This is a genomic window from Thermoflexus sp. (genome assembly GCF_034432235.1).
GTDB lineage: Bacteria > Chloroflexota > Anaerolineae > Thermoflexales > Thermoflexaceae > Thermoflexus.
In genome coordinates, this window is record NZ_DAOUCJ010000063.1 from 1 (window position 1) to 16,191 (window position 16,191).

Annotated in this window: 14 protein-coding genes and 1 pseudogene; 5 read left to right on the forward strand and 10 right to left on the reverse strand. The window is 64.6% G+C overall.

Translation table 11 applies throughout. The features are described 5' to 3' along the window. The 6 genes from VAE54_RS07490 to VAE54_RS07515 form a co-directional block, all read right to left on the reverse strand. The coding region (locus VAE54_RS07490; RefSeq protein ID WP_299282441.1) for a GTP-binding protein at positions 1-115 on the reverse strand (115 nt) is incomplete at its 3' end. A 44-nt stretch (positions 116-159) separates the two neighbouring features. Beyond that, positions 160-2,259, reverse strand: a complete 2,100-nt coding sequence (gene fusA, locus VAE54_RS07495; RefSeq protein ID WP_322801327.1) for an elongation factor G — start codon at positions 2,257-2,259, stop codon at positions 160-162. 368 nt (positions 2,260-2,627) lie between these two features. Continuing rightward, a complete protein-coding gene (gene rpsG, locus VAE54_RS07500; RefSeq protein ID WP_322801328.1) occupies positions 2,628-3,095 on the reverse strand; it encodes a 30S ribosomal protein S7 in 468 nt (155 codons plus the stop codon). A gap of 303 nt (positions 3,096-3,398) precedes the next feature. Further along, complete coding sequence (locus VAE54_RS07505) at positions 3,399-4,958, reverse strand: hypothetical protein (RefSeq protein ID WP_322801329.1); 1,560 nt, start codon at positions 4,956-4,958, stop codon at positions 3,399-3,401. A 141-nt stretch (positions 4,959-5,099) separates the two neighbouring features. Further along, positions 5,100-6,992: a YncE family protein gene (locus VAE54_RS07510; protein ID WP_322801330.1), complete on the reverse strand. Its 1,893-nt coding sequence runs from the start codon at positions 6,990-6,992 to the stop codon at positions 5,100-5,102. Positions 6,993-7,046: 54 nt separating this feature from the next. Then, positions 7,047-7,265 (reverse strand): hypothetical protein, encoded by a 219-nt coding sequence (locus VAE54_RS07515; protein ID WP_322801331.1) that lies wholly within the window; start codon positions 7,263-7,265, stop codon positions 7,047-7,049. Between the two features lie 194 nt (positions 7,266-7,459). Between VAE54_RS07515 and mgsA the strand changes: the two genes are divergently transcribed. Genes mgsA through VAE54_RS07535 form a run of 4 tightly spaced genes read left to right on the forward strand, consistent with a single transcriptional unit; the run spans position 7,460 to position 12,759 of the window. Further along, positions 7,460-7,834, forward strand: a complete 375-nt coding sequence (gene mgsA, locus VAE54_RS07520) for a methylglyoxal synthase (RefSeq protein ID WP_322801332.1) — start codon at positions 7,460-7,462, stop codon at positions 7,832-7,834. Continuing rightward, positions 7,831-9,009, forward strand: a complete 1,179-nt coding sequence (locus VAE54_RS07525) for a tetratricopeptide repeat protein (protein ID WP_322801333.1) — start codon at positions 7,831-7,833, stop codon at positions 9,007-9,009. The genes mgsA and VAE54_RS07525 overlap by 4 nt, the downstream gene beginning before the upstream one ends. Positions 9,010-9,050: 41 nt before the next feature. Then, complete coding sequence (locus VAE54_RS07530; protein WP_322801334.1) at positions 9,051-11,234, forward strand: glycosyltransferase family 39 protein; 2,184 nt, start codon at positions 9,051-9,053, stop codon at positions 11,232-11,234. 28 nt (positions 11,235-11,262) lie between these two features. Next, positions 11,263-12,759 carry a sensor histidine kinase gene (locus tag VAE54_RS07535; protein ID WP_322801335.1) on the forward strand — a complete coding sequence of 499 codons (1,497 nt, stop codon included), beginning with the start codon at positions 11,263-11,265 and terminating at the stop codon, positions 12,757-12,759. A 312-nt stretch (positions 12,760-13,071) separates the two neighbouring features. Here the strand turns inward: VAE54_RS07535 and VAE54_RS07540 are convergent. After that, a pseudogene (locus VAE54_RS07540) lies at positions 13,072-13,578 on the reverse strand (phosphatase PAP2 family protein); the annotation flags it as partial. A gap of 205 nt (positions 13,579-13,783) precedes the next feature. Between VAE54_RS07540 and VAE54_RS07545 the strand changes: the two are divergent. Further along, positions 13,784-14,473 carry a metal-dependent hydrolase gene (locus VAE54_RS07545; RefSeq protein ID WP_322801336.1) on the forward strand — a complete coding sequence of 230 codons (690 nt, stop codon included), beginning with the start codon at positions 13,784-13,786 and terminating at the stop codon, positions 14,471-14,473. Between the two features lie 439 nt (positions 14,474-14,912). Here VAE54_RS07545 and VAE54_RS07550 read toward each other — a convergent pair whose 3' ends face one another. The 3 genes from VAE54_RS07550 to VAE54_RS07560 all read right to left on the reverse strand — a co-directional run bounded on the left by VAE54_RS07550 (position 14,913) and on the right by VAE54_RS07560 (position 16,150). Continuing rightward, positions 14,913-15,272 (reverse strand): hypothetical protein, encoded by a 360-nt coding sequence (locus tag VAE54_RS07550; RefSeq protein ID WP_322801337.1) that lies wholly within the window; start codon positions 15,270-15,272, stop codon positions 14,913-14,915. Between the two features lie 112 nt (positions 15,273-15,384). Continuing rightward, entirely contained in the window at positions 15,385-15,624 is a 240-nt protein-coding gene (locus VAE54_RS07555; protein WP_322801338.1) for a hypothetical protein, read from the reverse strand. Between the two features lie 31 nt (positions 15,625-15,655). Next, the gene (locus tag VAE54_RS07560; RefSeq protein WP_322801339.1) at positions 15,656-16,150 is read right to left on the reverse strand and encodes a GNAT family N-acetyltransferase; all 495 of its coding nucleotides are present in this window, start codon (positions 16,148-16,150) and stop codon (positions 15,656-15,658) included. Positions 16,151-16,191: the final 41 nt, after the last annotated feature.

Genomic DNA, 16,191 nt, shown 5'->3' on the forward strand with positions numbered 1-16,191 from the left:
TCAACGACAACACCTTCGTAATCGCCGACGTCAGCGTCGTCTTCCCATGATCTATATGCCCAATCGTCCCCACATTCACATGCGGCTTCGCCCGCACAAACACCGCCTTCGACATCGTTGCACCTCCATAAGGTGATCTGGATGCAGGATCCATTGCCACTATCGGCCTACCGGCTTCTTCTCACCTGCCCGGATGATCGATTCCGCGATATGCGGCGGCACCTCCGCGTAATGGTCGAATTCCATCGAGAAAGTGCCGCGGCCCTGGGTGATGGAGCGCAGGGTGGTCGCATAGCCGAACATCTCGGCCAGCGGCACCAGCGCCCGGATGGCCTGGATGCCTTTCCCCCGGTTCTCGATCCCCTGGATCTGGGCCCGACGGGAGGAGAGATCCCCCACCACATCCCCGGTGTAGGTCTCCGGGACGATGACCTCCACGCGCATGATGGGTTCGAGCAGCACCGGGGCGGCCTTCTCCGCCGCGTTCCGGAGCGCCAGCGAGGCCGCCACCTTGAAGGCCATCTCCGAGGAGTCCACCTCGTGATAGGAGCCGCCGACCAGAGTGGCCCGGATATCCGTCAGCGGATACCCGGCCAGCACCCCGGCCTCCATGGCCTCGATCAGGCCCTTCTCAATGGCCGGAATGAACTCCTTGGGGATGATCCCGCCGACGGTGGCATCGACGAACTCAAACCCCTTGCCCCGCTCCAGGGGCTCGAAATCGATGATCACGTGCCCATACTGGCCCCGGCCGCCCGTCTGCCGCACGAAACGTCCCTCCACGCCCTTCACCGGCCGGGTGAATGTCTCCCGATAAGCCACCCGCGGGCGCCCCACATTCGCCTGCACCCGGAACTCCCGCTTCATCCGCTCGATCAGGACCTCCAGATGCAGCTCCCCCATCCCGGAAATGATGGTCTGGCCCGTTTCCGGATCCGTGCGGACCCGGAAAGTGGGGTCCTCCTCTGCCAGTTTGCGCAGGGCTTCGCTCAGGCGATCCTGATCCGCGATCGTCTTGGGCTCGATGGCCACAGAGACCACCGGCTCCGGGAAGGTAATGCTTTCCAGGATGATCGGCGCTTCCGGATCGCACAGGGTGTCGCCGGTGAACGTATCCTTCAGGCCCAGCGTGGCCGCGATATCCCCGGCATAGACCTCTTTGATCTCCTCCCGACGGTCCGCATGCATCCGCAGGACCCGTCCCACACGCTCCCGCTTGTTCCCACGGGTGGAGTTGGTGATCTGCTGGCCTGCGGTGATCTTCCCCGAATAGACCCGGAAATAGACCAGACGACCGACATATGGATCGGTCACCACTTTGAACACCAGCGCGGCCAGCGGGGCGTCGTCCGAAGCCGGTCGGGTTTCCTCCTGACCGGTGATCGGATTCACCCCCTTCACAGGTGGGATATCCACAGGGGAAGGCAGGTAATCCACGATCGCGTCCAGCAGCGGCTGGATCCCTTTGTTGCGGAGCGCGGAGCCGCACAGCACCGGGACCAGCTTCCCGGCGATGGTGGCCCGGCGGAGGGCGGCCCGGAGCTCCTCGATGGTGATCGGCTCGCCCTCCAGATATTTCATCGTCAGCTCATCATCGGTCTCGGCGATCCGTTCCACCAGGGTCTCCCGGGCATGTCGGGCCTCCTCCTCCAGTTCGGGAGGGATCGGCTCATAGGCCATCTGGGTCCCCAGCTCATCCACCCAGTAAATCGCCCGCTTCTCCAGGAGATCCACCACTCCCCGGAAATCCGCCTCCGCCCCGATCGGGATCTGAATCGGAACCGGATTCGCCCCCAGGCGATCCCGGATCATCTGGATCGTGTTCCAGAAATCCGCCCCCACCCGATCCATTTTGTTCACGAAACAGATGCGGGGAACACCGTAACGATCCGCCTGACGCCACACCGTCTCGGATTGGGGCTCCACCCCATGCACTGCGTCAAAAACAACGACACCCCCGTCCAGCACACGCAGGCTCCGTTGGACCTCAGCGGTGAAATCGATGTGCCCGGGGGTGTCGATGATGTTGATCTGGTGTCCCCGCCAGTAACAGGCTACTGTCGCAGCGGTGATGGTGATCCCCCGCTCGCGCTCCAGTTCCATATAATCCGTAACCGTGGTCCCCTCATCGACGGAGCCCAGCTTATAGGTTTTGCCGGTATAGAACAGGATGCGCTCGGTGGTGGTGGTTTTGCCCGCATCGATATGAGCGATGATTCCGATATTCCGGATCTTATCAATTGGAACTTCCCGCGGCATCTCTCCTTGCTCCTGTAACTCTGTCAGATGAGCTGGACTGACACGATGGAACATCAAGGGGGAAAATCAAGCCCCTTCCCCTCTTCTCGTTGTCTCGTCTGACCCAAAAGGGAATATCCTTCATCTTTTCCGACCAGCTGCCTTCAGCGGCCGGCCCATTTTTCTGAAACCGGCGGGAAACCAGCAGGTTGTTCAGCGACAGGGTCACGGCCCCAGCCGTCTCGCCTGCCGCGAACGGCCATCCTCTTCAACAGACCGACGCCGTTGGGCTTCCGCAGGAGAGCCCCTCCCCCGAGGGGGTCAACGGCGTAACACCCATCTGCAAATCCCGGCAGGTGAACACCCTTCCCCAGATGGGGATCGGCCGCTCACCACCGATAATGCGCAAAGGCGCGGTTGGCCTCCGCCATGCGATGGGTATCCTCACGCTTTTTAACCGCCGCCCCCGTCCCATTGGCCGCGTCGATCAGCTCGGCCGCCAGCTTCTCGATCATCGACTTCCCAGGACGTTCCCGGGCGGCGTTCACAATCCAGCGCAGCGCTAAGCTGACCTGGCGATCCGGCGGCACCTCCAGAGGGATCTGATAGGTAGCGCCGCCCACCCGGCGCGGGCGAACCTCCAACAGTGGCTTGGTGTTCGCCAAGGCCTTCTCAAAAATCTCCATGGCCGGCCGCCCGGTGCGGCGCTCGATCAAATCGAAAGCGCTGTAGACGATCCGCATCGCCAGGCTCTTTTTGCCGTTCATCATCACTTTGTTGATCAGCTTGGCGACCAACACGCTGTTATATCGGATATCGGGAGCGATCTCTCGTTTCGGTGCACGACCCCGTCGCATGGATCTCCTTCCTGTCGACCGGGATGCATTCGCCTGCCTCGGGGAGGACAAATGGATCTCCTCTGGATTCCGGAAGCGCCGATCGGCCGAGAGCCGTTCTTTGCCACCCTGCTGGGCTTGCCACGCTACGGAACGCCCCCGCGGCGCGGCAGCGGGAAAGAGGACCCCGGGGAAGCCCTACCCGGCAGACGCAACCAGAAATTATAGCGGCAGGGTGAAAACCTGTCAAACCGCGCGAGAGCGAGCGAGGTTCCAACGGTCAGCGATCGCCGGAACGCGCTCCAGCAACGCCCTTGAAAGGCGCTAATGGGAAGTTTCCTGCCAGAAGAGGAAGAGAATCCCCGCGATCACCAGCGCCCACAGCCACATCACGGCGGGGTGGCTGAGAAATTCCAGACCCTGCTGCAAAGCCCTGGCAGGATGGGAGATGAGACGCGTGAGGCCCTCATACATCCATTCCAGCGACAGGAACGGACGCACCCGGGCCCAGCCCCGAGCCGCTGCATGCATCTTATCCGCCTGCCATAGGCCAATGATCCCCAGCCCGAGGCTCGCAAGCAGGGGAAGGCGAAAAACCACCGGCACATCCTGCCAGGCCCCGAACAGCCCGCCCAGCGTGATCAACCCGAACATCCCCAGCGCCAGGGCGAGGCCATAAGCGGCCCGCCAGATTCGTTCAGAAGGCAGGGGCTCCTCCGCCGCCCGAAGCCAATCCCGACATAGAGCGCCCAGCAGCAAAGCGGAGGGAAGCGTCAGGAGGGGCCAGGCCCAGAAAGGCCATGCCTGAAAGGGAGCCGCAGCGATCCGCATGCCCGGCATCATGGGCAGGCCGGCGATCGTCAGGATCGCCGCCAGGGCGGGAACCCCCCATAGGGACGTTCGATCGAAGGGACGGCCAGCGAAGATCAGGGCAAAGCCAACCGGCCACAGGATGGCCGCCAGCGGAGCGACGTCCGGATGGGCCAGCCCGGCCAGCGCCCACCAGGCGGCGCTTCCCCATGCCGCCTCCACCAACCCCGCCCGCGGATCGGGCTCCGCCCACGCCCAGAGCCCCCCCAGCAGAGCAGTCAGCCCCAGAGCCGCGGCCACCCACGGCATCCCTGGCCATCCGCGGATCAGCGGGGCGAGATGGCCCCATAGCATCAGCCCCACGGCAGTCGGCAAGATATACAGCAATGCGACGCGATTCACCTCATCGGCCAGCTCCGGCGGGCGCCCGACATGAAACGGGTAAATATCCAGGCGAATCAGCGCGGCGAGCACCAGGAAGGGGAGCGGAGCGATCCCCGCCATGCGGCTCCAGAAGAGGCTGTCGCCGGAACGCCAGATCTGCCAGGCCGCCGCCCAGAGGCTCAAAAGGGCCGCCCCGTTCACCAGGCCGGCCATAACCGCCCGATCCGCGACGGCCTGGCCCCGTCGGATCAGAAGGAAAGCCAAGAACATCGCGTCCAGCGCGGCCCATGCCATGAGAAGGGTGAAGAGATCCGCCGTTAGAGCAGCACCGGTGGCCACAACCACCATCCCGAGGGCCAGGGCTCGCGGCCATCCCCGGCCCTGACCGGGATGGGCCACCCCCATCCAGGCCACCAGGAACCCGGCCAGCAGAACCCCCAGGCCCTGCCCCCAGACCGGAGTCGTGAGACGGAAGACCCAGGCCGTCTGAAAGACGGAGAAGGGCCGCTCCAGGCGAAGGGCGACTTCCTGGGGAGGCTGGCGCCACGCCAGCAACCAGAGCCCCAGAGCTCCTGTGAGGGCGAGGCCCACTGCCAGGCTGGCTCCCCGCAGGCTGGGAAGCCGTCGCCCCACTCCAACGCCCAGGATCCCGATCCCCATGGTTATCCACGCCAGGATAATCCACTCCATCGCTCTGAGCTCTCCTCCTTAATTCATCTATTCATCAACGGCCACCATGTGCACCGAAGCCTTCAGAATGGGTCCATGATCTTGCGGGACCGTCCCTTTCAAGGGGCCCTCTTTGGAGGCCCCGATCCGATCGCTGTTGGGCTAAGGTCCCTTCATGATCAAGGGAAGCCAGATTCGACGATCCAGGATCCGCTCCTCGATCCACACGAGGCGATTGTCCCCTTCATGGCTGAGGATAGCAAGCCGGGCAACGGGATCGAAGACCATGTCCCGCGGGAAGATCCCGGTGGTGAGGATCTTCCGAACGCTGGGGCCCTCCAGGGCTGCGATCTGGAAATCGCTGGCCACATACGCCAGCCGGCTCCAGGGGCTGACCCAGATCCGACGGGGCTCAAAGGGGAGAGAGACGGTGAACGCCCACTGCGTCCCTGTCAGCACCGCCACCTGACGGGTCCCGCTCAAGGCCACGTAGACCCAGCCGGATGCCGGATCCGCCCCGATGGCCACGGGCACCCCCTCGACGGTCCGGCTGGCCACACGGGCGGGACCCTCCAGGATCCACACCGTGCCGGTGGCCCCGATCCCGGATCCCACATAGGCCAGGCCGTTCGCCGGCTGCACCGTGAGGGCCCGAGGAGGATACACTTCCCCCGTCGTGGTCAGCCAGAAAGAAGCCGTGATGGGGCTGGTCAAAGAGAAAACCGCCACCTGAGCGCTGCTCCTCACATAGAGGTAATGGCGTTCAGGATCCACCGCGATCTCCCGAACGGGAGGCCAGAACAACGGGCTCTCCCCTCCAATTGGAAGGGTGTAGACCGTCGTCCCCGTGATCGCCAGCAGCCACGGCCGGTCTGAGGCCCCTCCCCAGACCACGCCATGCACCGGATCCGAAAACAGGGTCGAGACGGCAGCGCTCAGAGGCCAGGTGATCCACCCATCCTCCTGAAGGATCCATAACAACAGGACCCAAGGATGCGCCACATATACCCATCCGGTCCCCGCGTCCACGGCGATCCGGCGTTCCGAAGGCAAAAGGATCGAAGGGCCCCATGGGACCAGATGGCTAACGGTGAGGACCCCGGTCCCGGACAGGACATACAGGGTGCCTTCGAACGCGTTCAGGGCGTAAAGCCGCTTCCCGTCGGGGGAGAGCGCCAGGGAGCCCAGGCCAAACCCGTTCGGGTATTCGGCAACCGGAGTGGTCCGGCTGAGCACCCAAAGATCCGTCGATAGTCCGGGATCAGGTTCCTTCCCGGTTATGTAGACCCACTGGGAGGGGGTGGCCGCGATGAAGTGGGGACGAACGGGCATGGAGATCACGGTTAAGCGGGACAGCTCGCGGGAGAAGATGTGGATCTCCTGACTGAAGAACGCCCCCCCCACGATCTCCCCGGAGGAGGGGATGACGTCGATGGGATTGTAACCGTGCGGGAAGGGAATGCGGGTGATCACCTCCGTCCGCGAGAGGACCGTGATGAAATCCGGAATCCAATGGGTCGCATACACCCGCTCGCTATCCGGATCCACCGCGATCTCGTAGGTCTCGGTCACCGGGAGGGTGGCGCTCACCGAGCGGCCGTGGAGGATCTTCATCTCGTTCGGGCTGGCCACATAGGTGAGGCGGCTGTAAGGATGATAGACGATGAAGTGAAGGGGTCCGTCCAGGGGAAGGGAGGCCACCCGCTCCGTCCCGCTCAGGATCCACAGCCTCTGGGTGCCGGTGTAAACGCCCAGATACAGATCCCCGCTCTCCGGATGCGGGACCAGAAAAGACGCACCGGGAGCGCTCATGATCGTTAGAACGGACGTGGCGCTGATGACGGCCAGGTGGGTCGAGATCGGCGGATAGGGATTCGCCTGCATGGCCACATACAGCAGCTGGGTCCGGGGATGGAGGACCCCTCCGGTCACCGTATACGGGAGGTTCACCCGGGCGATCGGGGTGGTCCCGCTCATGATCACCACCGAGCGGCCATCCGCCGTGAACCAGCGCGGGGTTTGCGCATGGAAACTCAGCGCGCAGGAGCCGGGCACGATCTCCCGGAGCGCGGCGCCCCGGAGGATAGTGGCCCCGCCGGCCCGGCAGATTCACACATCTCCGGAGACCGGATGGACTCTGGCGACCCCCGGAGATAAACCCGGTCCGGGATCCAGGAGGGTTTCGGCGAGGGAAACCGGGACCACCGGATCCGAGGGGGAGGCGATCGAAACGGAGACATGGTTGGCCTGGATGGGCTGGAGCCCGATCAGGGCGGCCAGCAACAGGAAACCGCTGAGGCCAAGACCTCCCACGAGAAGGATGCGCATGGAGCGACCCCCCATCTTTCTATGAGGGAAAGCCTTTGGTTCCCAGTATAACCGGAGGACGCCCCCGGCGGGAATCGCCGAGCGGGCGGGAAGCCCGTGACGTTCCGGAGCTCGCGAACCGCGTGGCCAGCCCTCCCCCGCATCCGATTGAGCTAAACTCGATAAGGAACCCATCCTCATCTGGATCGCCGGCCATGCCCAAACGGATCGCGATCATCGCCCACGATGGAAAGAAAGGGGAGCTGGTGGAGTGGGCCCGGCGCGAGCGGGACCGCCTGGCCCGCTATGATCTGGTGGCGACGGCGACAACCGGGCGCACCCTCCAGGAAGCCCTGGGCCTGGAGGTGGCCTGTGTCCGCTCCGGTCCCCAGGGCGGGGACGCCCAGATCGCTGCGATGGTGGTGGAGGGGAAGATCGACGCCGTGATCTTCCTGGTGGATCCCCTTTACGCTCACCCCCATGAGCCGGACATCCGCACGGTGATGCGGCTGTGCAATGTGCATAACGTTCCGCTGGCCACCAACCTGGCCACCGCCTCGATGGTCCTCCGGGGGCTGGAGGAAGGATGAGCCGGCGCCGCTGGCTGTTCTGGCTGGTCCTGGATCTCGTGGCCCTGGCCGTTCTGATCTGGATCGACCGGTCGCTGGGAACGAATCGTCCGGCGATGAGGGGAAGCCCTTCTCCAACCCCGACTCCCTCTGCGGATCATTATGCGCAGCAGGCGGAAGCCGCCTACCGGGCAGGGGATCTCCGGCGGGCCGAGGAAAGCTACCGGCTGGCCCTTTCCCTGGAACCCGAAAATCCGGCCCGGTATCCTCCCCTGATCCGCCTTCTGGCCTTCAGCAATCGCCTGGAGGAAGCTGCCACCTGGATGGAACGCGCCCGACGGCTGGCCCCGGAGGATCCGATGGTCCTCGGGATGGCAGCGCTGATCCTGGACTGGCAGGGGAAGATCCCGGAAGCGCTCCAGGCGGGCGAGCAGGCCATCGCCCGGGCACCGGAATCCGCCCCTCTCCACGCCTATCTGGCGGAAGCCTATGCGGACGCCCATCGTCCGCAAGCGGCCCTGGCGGCGGCCCAGAAAGCCCTATCCCTGGATCCAGAACATCCGGACGCCCATCGAGCGCTGGGCTACGTGTATGAGACTATGGGGCGCTACGCCGAGGCCATGGCGGCCTATCGGGAAGCCCTGGCCCGGGACCCCCACATGGTGATCGTCTGGCTGGCCCTGGGGCGCAACGCCCTGGTTCTTCGCCAGACCCCGGTCGCGGTGGAGGCGTTCCAGCGAGCGGCCGCCCTGCGGCCCGAGGACCCGCGGGTTCTGGATGAGCTGGGCTGGCTCTATTACAACCTGGGGCGTCTGGAGGAGGCCCAGCAAACCCTGGAGCGGGCGCGAACCTATGGCCCCGATGACTGGCGGATCCTTTACCATCTGGGGATCACCCTGTATGCCCGCCGCCAGTATGAGGAGGTCGTTCGGGAGGAGCATCTCCCCCGGGGCATCGCCCGGCTCCAGGAGGTCCTGCGCCAGGAAGGGAAGGCCTGCACCCCAGAGACGGTGAGCGGGGAACCCCGTTGCGCCCGGCTGGTGGAGATGGCCTACATCCTGGGGCTCTCGGAGTATTATCTGGGAGATTGCGAAAAGGCGCGCCCCTGGTTCGCGCTTGCGCTTTCCCTCTCGCCCCAGGAGGAAAACGCATCGAAGGGCCTTCGATTGTGCGAGGAAAGCCACGGACGGCCGTAGTGGAGATCCCGGATCCGCTTTTTCATCTCCGGCAAACTCTCATGAACGCACGACGCTTCGGCCAGCCCCATTCGATGGGATCCAGCCAGCGGGGATCCCGAGCGATCCCTCTGGGTCTCCTCGCTCTTTTCTTTGCGCTGGAGCTGATCGCGCTTCCCTCGGCCTTTGTGCACAACGACGAGGCCCATGGGGCCATCGTCCTGATCTACAATCTGCCGGACACTTTGCGAGCGGTGGCCCGGGACAGCCATCCGCCCCTCTATTATGTTCTGCTCTGGGGATGGCTCCGGCTGGTTCCGCACCCCTTGGCCCTGAAATTCGTTTCGCTGTTCTTCGCCCTCCTGGCCCTCGCGCTCGTTTACCGTCTGGTAAAGGCGGCGGCCGGCCAGCGCACCGCAACGCTGGCGATGCTCCTCCTCGGATTGAACCCGCTGTTCTTCGCCATGGCTACGATCGGCCGGATGTATTCCATGGCGATCGCCTGGAGCGCCCTGGGGGCATGGCATGCCCTGCGTGGGCGCGATCGGGGATGGTTGCTCAGCGCCTGGGGGTTGACCCTCACCCATTTCTATGGGGTCTTCTTCCTCCCCGCCCAGCGTCTGCTGACCCGGGGTCCGCGCTCCTGGTTTCGAGAAACCCTCCTCATCGCCCTGGCGACCCTTCCCCTGCTTCTCTGGTCGATCGGCGCGCTGGGCCCCTCGCTGGACCATACGGTGCAGACCCTGGCGCGGATCCCCATTCGCCCCACTCCCTTCGAGGTTCTGGCGAACCTGATGGGCGCTCTGGGGATCGGCATTGGAGCCGATGGGCTGCTGGGCGGGGTCGGGGCCATGCTCACGGCCATTGGGATCGGGGCGGCGATCTCCGCTCGAACCCTCCGCCTCGGGCTGGCGATGGCGATTCCCATCGGGATCGGGCTGGCGCTGGCCCTTCGTTTCCCCTTCTATGCCGCCCGTTATTTTTCCCCGATCCTGCCTTTCTATGTGTGGATGCTGACCACCGGCTGGAGCCGCCGATGGCGGCGGCTCCTGACCCCCCTTTTCCTCATCCTGGGGGTGTACGGCATCGGACGAACATGGGCGGTTTATGAGAACGCACCGATTTATGTGGAAGCCCAGCGGGAGCTCTACGCCACCCTGCATACCCTTGCCTATCCGACGGATCGCCTGATCTTCCACGGCTACTGGAACCAGGCGGAGATGGCCCTCTTCTACCCGGAGACCCGGCCCCGCCTGCGTTCGATGGAGGATCTCATCCGCCAGGAGGGTCGGCTGCACGAGCCCACCTGGCTGATCGGTGTGACCTTCTTTCAGGAGCTTTACCGGCCGGTGGCGGAGACCCTCGCCCGACAGGGACCATTTGACCGCCATGCCTGGTATCCCATGGCGGAAGTCTTCCGCTTCGTGCCATGGCCGGATTCCTTATCTTGGCAGCCTCTCCATGTCCGCTTTGAGGAGGGTATTCGCCTGGAGGCGATCGCCCTCCTGGACCCGGTCGCCGAGCCCCGGGGGAGCGTTCGGATCGGCCTGCGCTGGCGGGCCGAACGCCCCATTGCCCGCCGTTACGTGGTTTTCGCCCATCTCTGGGATTCAGAGGGGCGCTACCGGGCCGGGACGGACCGCGAGCCGGTGCCGCCCACAGAGGCGTGGGAGGTTGGGTTGCCCATCACCCAGACGATCGCCATCGGCGTGCCTCCCTTTCTACCCGCCGGCCGCTATCGGGTCGTGATCGGCATGTATGAGCCGGTGGGATCCGGATGGCGACGCCTGCGGACCGAAACGGGGGAGGAGGCGGTGCCGATCGGCTTCGTCGAGATCCGTCCGCTGCTCGAAGAATCCCGTCGCCCGGGACCCACGCTCCCCATCGGGATCACCATCCTGGAAAGCCAGGCGTGGCACACCGAGATCGACGGCACGCCGCGATGGCGGGTGCACCTCGTCTGGCGAGCGGATCGGCCCATCGAGAAGGATACGCACCGATTGCTCCTTCGATCCCCTGATGGGACTGTGGTGGGCCTGACGCCTCCTGAAGGGTGGTTCCCAGGGGCTCGATCGGCGGGGGAGGTCGTGGCGGAGATCTGGGAGTGGAAAGAGCCGCTTGCGCCGGGGCGTTATCAGGTATTCTGGGAAGGAGGAGCCGATTTCGCCCTTCTGACGTTTCGGGTTCCACCGGATGGTTATCGATGGAATTATGACTGGATTTTCCTGAATCGCCTTCCCTGGTGATGGGATTCCGGGCAAAAGGAGAGCCGGGATGATCCGGGATCTGTTCCTGAATCAGGAGCCGGCCCTTCGGTTCTTCGCCGGTCTTGTCTATTACACGCTTGGCCTCAGCCTGATCCTGCAATCCCGGGGTCACAGCCGCCTGCGCCTGGCCCGCAGCCTCCCCTGGCTGGCCGGCTTCGGGATCCTCCATGCCATCTATGAATGGAGCGGGGCGCTCCTCCTGCCGGTGCGCTCGCCCCTCGCGGCGGAGGCGGCGAGCCTGTTCATGATCGGTCGGATCATGAGTCTGGCGCTGGCTTTCTTCTGCCTCTTCGAGTTCGGCGCTGACATTGTGGCTCCCCTCGGCCCGCGCTGGCTGTGGCTGCGGTCCATCGGGATGATCCTCTTCCTGGGCTGGAGCGCAGGGGCCTTCGCCATCGGCCTTCTTTCTGCTCTTTCCCTGCAGCAGTGGGCGCGTTGGGTGGAGGCCAGCGCGCGCTGCCTCCTGGGCTTCCCTGGCGGATTGCTGGCGGCCTACGCCCTGCGCCGCCACACCTTCCATCTCCTGGTTCCCATGGCCCGGCCGCACATCATCGGGATGCTCCGCACCGCCGGGCTGGCCATCGCCGCCTACAGCCTCCTGGCCGGCCTCGTCGGGCCTGCGATCCCGGTCTTCCCACTGGATCGGATCCATGAAGAAGCCCTGCAAGATCTCACCGGCGTCCCTATCTTCCTGCTGCGCAGTCTCGCGGGGATCGTGCTGGTGGGGGGCATGCTGCGCGCCCTGGAGATCTTTGAGATCGAGCTGAGCAGCCGGCTGAGCAGCCTGGAGGAAGCCCAGATCCTGGCCAGCGAGCGAGAGCGGATGAGCCGGGAATTGCACGATCGCACCCTCCAGATGATCTACGGGGCCGGCCTGCTGGTTCGCAACGTTCAGGCTCAGATGGAACCTGCCGCCGCGAGGGCCCTCGATCCGGTGGTTCGCCTGCTGGACCAGGCGGTGCAGAGCCTGCGGGAGATCCTTCAGGAACTCCAGGCCCGCCCGGCCATGGCCAGCCTGATCGATGGCCTGGAGCGCCTCATCCGGGAGTACAGCCTTCCGGCTCTCATGGATGTAGAGACCGAATGGGAGATCCCCTCGGATGCCCAATTGCCCCCAGCTCAGTTGCGTCATATCCTGGCCATCGTCTCCGAAGCCTTAAGCAACGTTGTCCGCCATGCCCGGGCCCGACGGGTCCACATCCGCGCCGCTTTGCATGATGGCCGGCTCCAGATCCGGATCGCCGATGACGGCCGAGGATTCGGCCCGGAGGTCCAGCCCGGCTTCGGCTTGCGCAATATGGAGGAGCGTGCCCATCTGCTGAATGGACGCCTGGAGATCCAGAGCCAGCCCGGTGCAGGGACGACAGTGATCTTAGAGGTCCCATGGTTGGGGATCCGTCGGGAGGCGCTCCATCGCCCGATGGGGACGAGCCAGCCCCAGCCGGAGGAAGACAACCGGTGCGCCCCAGGTCACCCAGAGTCCGATCCCCACATACCGCAATAACCGGAGGGCCGGCTCCTCGGAAAGGAAAGATGGGAGGAGGGCAAACATGGCGGTCAGGCCTCCATAGATCGCCCCCAAGGTGAAGAGACCGATCCCCAGGCGCAGCCCCCGCTGCCATAACGGCCCGCCTGGATGAAATCCGTTCCCACCGGACTCCCCGATCGCCCCCCATGCCATGCCCAGCCATGCGCCGAGCGGCACCGCCGTTTCCCGGGTTCGATGAGCGAGAAAAAGGAGGATCACCACCCCTGCGGCGAGCAACGCGCTCCGTCCGCGGGAAGTGGCCAGCCGGCGGACCACCCGGGGGGCTGCATACACCATCAGGAGCGCCACCAGCATCCCAACCCCCCAGCCGACCAGCACGTCGTGGGGAAAATGCACGCCCAGGATGATTCGCGATAAGCCGATGAGAAAGACGAGCCCGATCGCGAGGATCGTGAAAAGCGGATGCCTTACCATCCCAGCCAGCGTTCCCCAGAGGGCGGCGGCGCTCACGGCATGCCCGCTGGGCAACCCGTATCCCAGCCTCTCCCCGCCGGGCAACAGCACTCGAACTTGATCCGGGGCGACCTGGAAGGGGCGGGGCATGGCGAAGAGATCCTTTAAGACGAACGTGAGGTAACTGCCCAGCAAAAGACCGGTGGCCGTATAGAGGACCTCGCGCTTCCGGTAGCCCCACAGCAGGGCAGAAAGGATGAGGAGGAACGCCTGCTCCTCCCCCAGGAACGACATCATGCGCCAGAAGGCGATGGCCCATGGAGGCTGAAGCCTCTGCAGTTGAGCGATCCACTCAATTTGCCAGCGCATCCAATCCGGCATCCGGGTCCTCCAGAGCAGGATGAAGCATTCCACCGGCTCCCGCCGCGCAGCCAGCGGCGCGATCCTTCACCTAAGCCGGCAAGAGGATGGAAAATCCCCGGCCATGATAGGCAGGATCGCAGATTCCTGTGGATTCAGCTATCATGTTAAAGAAGCAAGGACAGCTCCCCTTCCCCCCCCGGAATCCCGGAATAAGGAGGTGCTTATGGCCATTCGGATCACCTGGTATGGCCATGCCGCCTTTCTGATCGAGAGCGACGGCAAGCGCATTCTGATCGATCCTTTCCTCAGCGGCAACCCCATGGCTCCCGTGAAAGCTGATGAGGTCCATGCCGATGTGATCCTGATCACCCACGGCCATGCGGATCACGTGGGGGACGCGGTGGACATCGCCCGGCGAACGGGGGCCCTGGTGATCAGCAACTATGAAATCGTCTCATGGTTCCAGAGCAAAGGGATTTCGAACACCCATCCCCTGCACATCGGCGGAGGCCGCGATTTCGACTTCGGCCGGGTGAAGCTCACCCCCGCGCTCCACGGTTCCGTCCTGCCCGATGGCTCGTATGGCGGAAACCCGGCGGGGATCCTGCTCTACCTGGGGAAGCATCGGATCTACCACGCCGGCGACACCGGCCTGTTCGGAGACATGAAGCTCATCGGCGCGGAGAAGCTGGACCTTGCCCTCCTGCCCATTGGGGATAACTTTACGATGGGCCCGGCGGATGCCCTGCAGGCGGTTCGCCTTCTGAAGCCGAAAGTCGTCATCCCAATGCATTATAACACCTGGGAATTGATCCAGCAGGATCCCCACGCTTGGGCCCGGAAGGCGAAGGCCGCCGTGAAGGGCTTGAAAGTGGTGGTGCTGGAACCAGGCGGGTCCTTCGAGCTGAAGTAAGCAACCCGTCTACGGCACCTAGGCGCCGCACTCCTCCCGTCTGCCCCCCTCGGGGAGGACCGGGCAGCGGCGGGGCACCCAGCGCGCCACACCCCGCCCGGAATCCACCCCGAGGGAATTTCCGGCATTTGCCTTCCTGGGGGATTTTGACTTACAATAGGGAATAGCCCGGCCATGTGCGTGAGGTCGTGCTCAGCGGCTTGCGCCAACACCTGATAGAGCGGGGGCCGGACTCTGGCCTGGGGACGCGTTAGACGGCCTGCGCGCGGGGCCCGTCAAGGCGGCAACCGGCAGGAGGCCCCCACCTGAGCGAGAGGGTGCATCAGCCCGGCGGCCCACGGCATGGCGGGGCTTTTTATTTTTCGACATAAGCGCCGTTTGTTTCCAGTGGGCCTGTCCTCACCCCGGGCCCTACCCGGCTGGCCAGCCGTCTGTGGAATTAGGCACGATGGGTCTCCAGCCAGTCAGCCAGCGCCCAGCGTCGCTCGGTCACTTCATCCAGCTGTCGAGCGAGCGCCAGCGCTCGAACCCGCAGGCCGGCGGCCTCCTCGCCAGCCCCGAGCGCGTCCACCGCCAGGGACCACCAGCCCAGGATCGCCCGGGCCAGCAGCCGGATCGCCTCATAGGAGGGTTGGGGGAAACTCTCCGCCAGATTCTCCAGCGCTGCCTCCGCTGTGGCCTGCACCACAGATCCTTCTGGACCGGCAGCCCGGGCGCGCGCCCACATGTTGAAGACATCCAGCCAGCTGAACAGATCCTGGGCGGATCGGATCTCTTTCAACGCCTCCAGAAGTTCCATAACAGGACCCTTTCATGCCCCCTGGGCCCTTTGGGCCCGGAGGATGAGGAACGGAGGAACACCCTCCGCGGACGAACAACAGCCGAAACGGCTGCGGACAGAACCTTTGGGCTTATGGCTTCGATGACGGGCTGGAAGAGCCGGTCTCTTCCTCCTCATCTTCCCAGCTGATGATCCAGACACACAGCCCGGCCAGCACGATGGTCGCGATCACCAGGGCCAGGAGCTGAGAGGGAGTCAACCCCACGTCCCGTGCCGACCACAGGAGGATCGCCACCATCCCGATGGCCAGGGCAATCCACGCGGCCAGGCGAGGATGCCGTTCCGCAAATCCTTTGATGGCAGCCCACATCGCGCGCTCCCTCCTGAGGAGGATAGGTGCTTCAAATCGGCCGTGTGACGCGCTCGGCGCGGATCTGCTTGATCAACGCCACGCGACCGAAAGCATCGAATTCATGGGCGGCCTCTCGCCATGGTTCGGATAAGCTTTCCTCCGGCCACCGGGTATATCCCAGACCCAGATAAAACGCAAGGGCTCCAGAGGACATCTCTGGGGAAACGTAAATCATGCAAGCCTCGCACTCCAGACGGCGCGCTTCCTCTTCGACGGCCTCGATGAGCTGCCGGCCGACCGTGGGCCGCAGATCCAGAGGATCAACCACGAAATCCAGAATGCGGGCCACCAGGTTCTCCACCCGCCAGCTGATCAGGCCAACCAGCTCCCGGTCCGGGTTGAAGGCCAGCAGCATCCCCCGCTCGGCCAGCCGATCAAACACCTCATCCCCGGAGGGATCCAGGCGTCCCCGGGTGGCCCGGCGGACGAGATCCCGAATGGCGTCCACATCCGCAGGTCGCGCCCGACGAACAGTGATTTTCATGGTTCCTCCAGCGCGCAGGATGAAATCGCCGCGGAGCCCTT

Coding starts and splice junctions, on each gene's coding strand:
- fusA (WP_322801327.1), bottom strand. CDS start 2,259: ATGCCGCGGGAAGTTCCAATTGATAAGATCCGGAATATCGGAATCATC.
- rpsG (WP_322801328.1), bottom strand. CDS start 3,095: ATGCGACGGGGTCGTGCACCGAAACGAGAGATCGCTCCCGATATCCGA.
- VAE54_RS07505 (WP_322801329.1), bottom strand. CDS start 4,958: ATGGAGTGGATTATCCTGGCGTGGATAACCATGGGGATCGGGATCCTG.
- VAE54_RS07515 (WP_322801331.1), bottom strand. CDS start 7,265: ATGCGCATCCTTCTCGTGGGAGGTCTTGGCCTCAGCGGTTTCCTGTTG.
- mgsA (WP_322801332.1), top strand. CDS start 7,460: ATGCCCAAACGGATCGCGATCATCGCCCACGATGGAAAGAAAGGGGAG.
- VAE54_RS07525 (WP_322801333.1), top strand. CDS start 7,831: ATGAGCCGGCGCCGCTGGCTGTTCTGGCTGGTCCTGGATCTCGTGGCC.
- VAE54_RS07530 (WP_322801334.1), top strand. CDS start 9,051: ATGAACGCACGACGCTTCGGCCAGCCCCATTCGATGGGATCCAGCCAG.
- VAE54_RS07535 (WP_322801335.1), top strand. CDS start 11,263: ATGATCCGGGATCTGTTCCTGAATCAGGAGCCGGCCCTTCGGTTCTTC.
- VAE54_RS07545 (WP_322801336.1), top strand. CDS start 13,784: ATGGCCATTCGGATCACCTGGTATGGCCATGCCGCCTTTCTGATCGAG.
- VAE54_RS07550 (WP_322801337.1), bottom strand. CDS start 15,272: ATGGAACTTCTGGAGGCGTTGAAAGAGATCCGATCCGCCCAGGATCTG.
- VAE54_RS07555 (WP_322801338.1), bottom strand. CDS start 15,624: ATGTGGGCTGCCATCAAAGGATTTGCGGAACGGCATCCTCGCCTGGCC.
- VAE54_RS07560 (WP_322801339.1), bottom strand. CDS start 16,150: ATGAAAATCACTGTTCGTCGGGCGCGACCTGCGGATGTGGACGCCATT.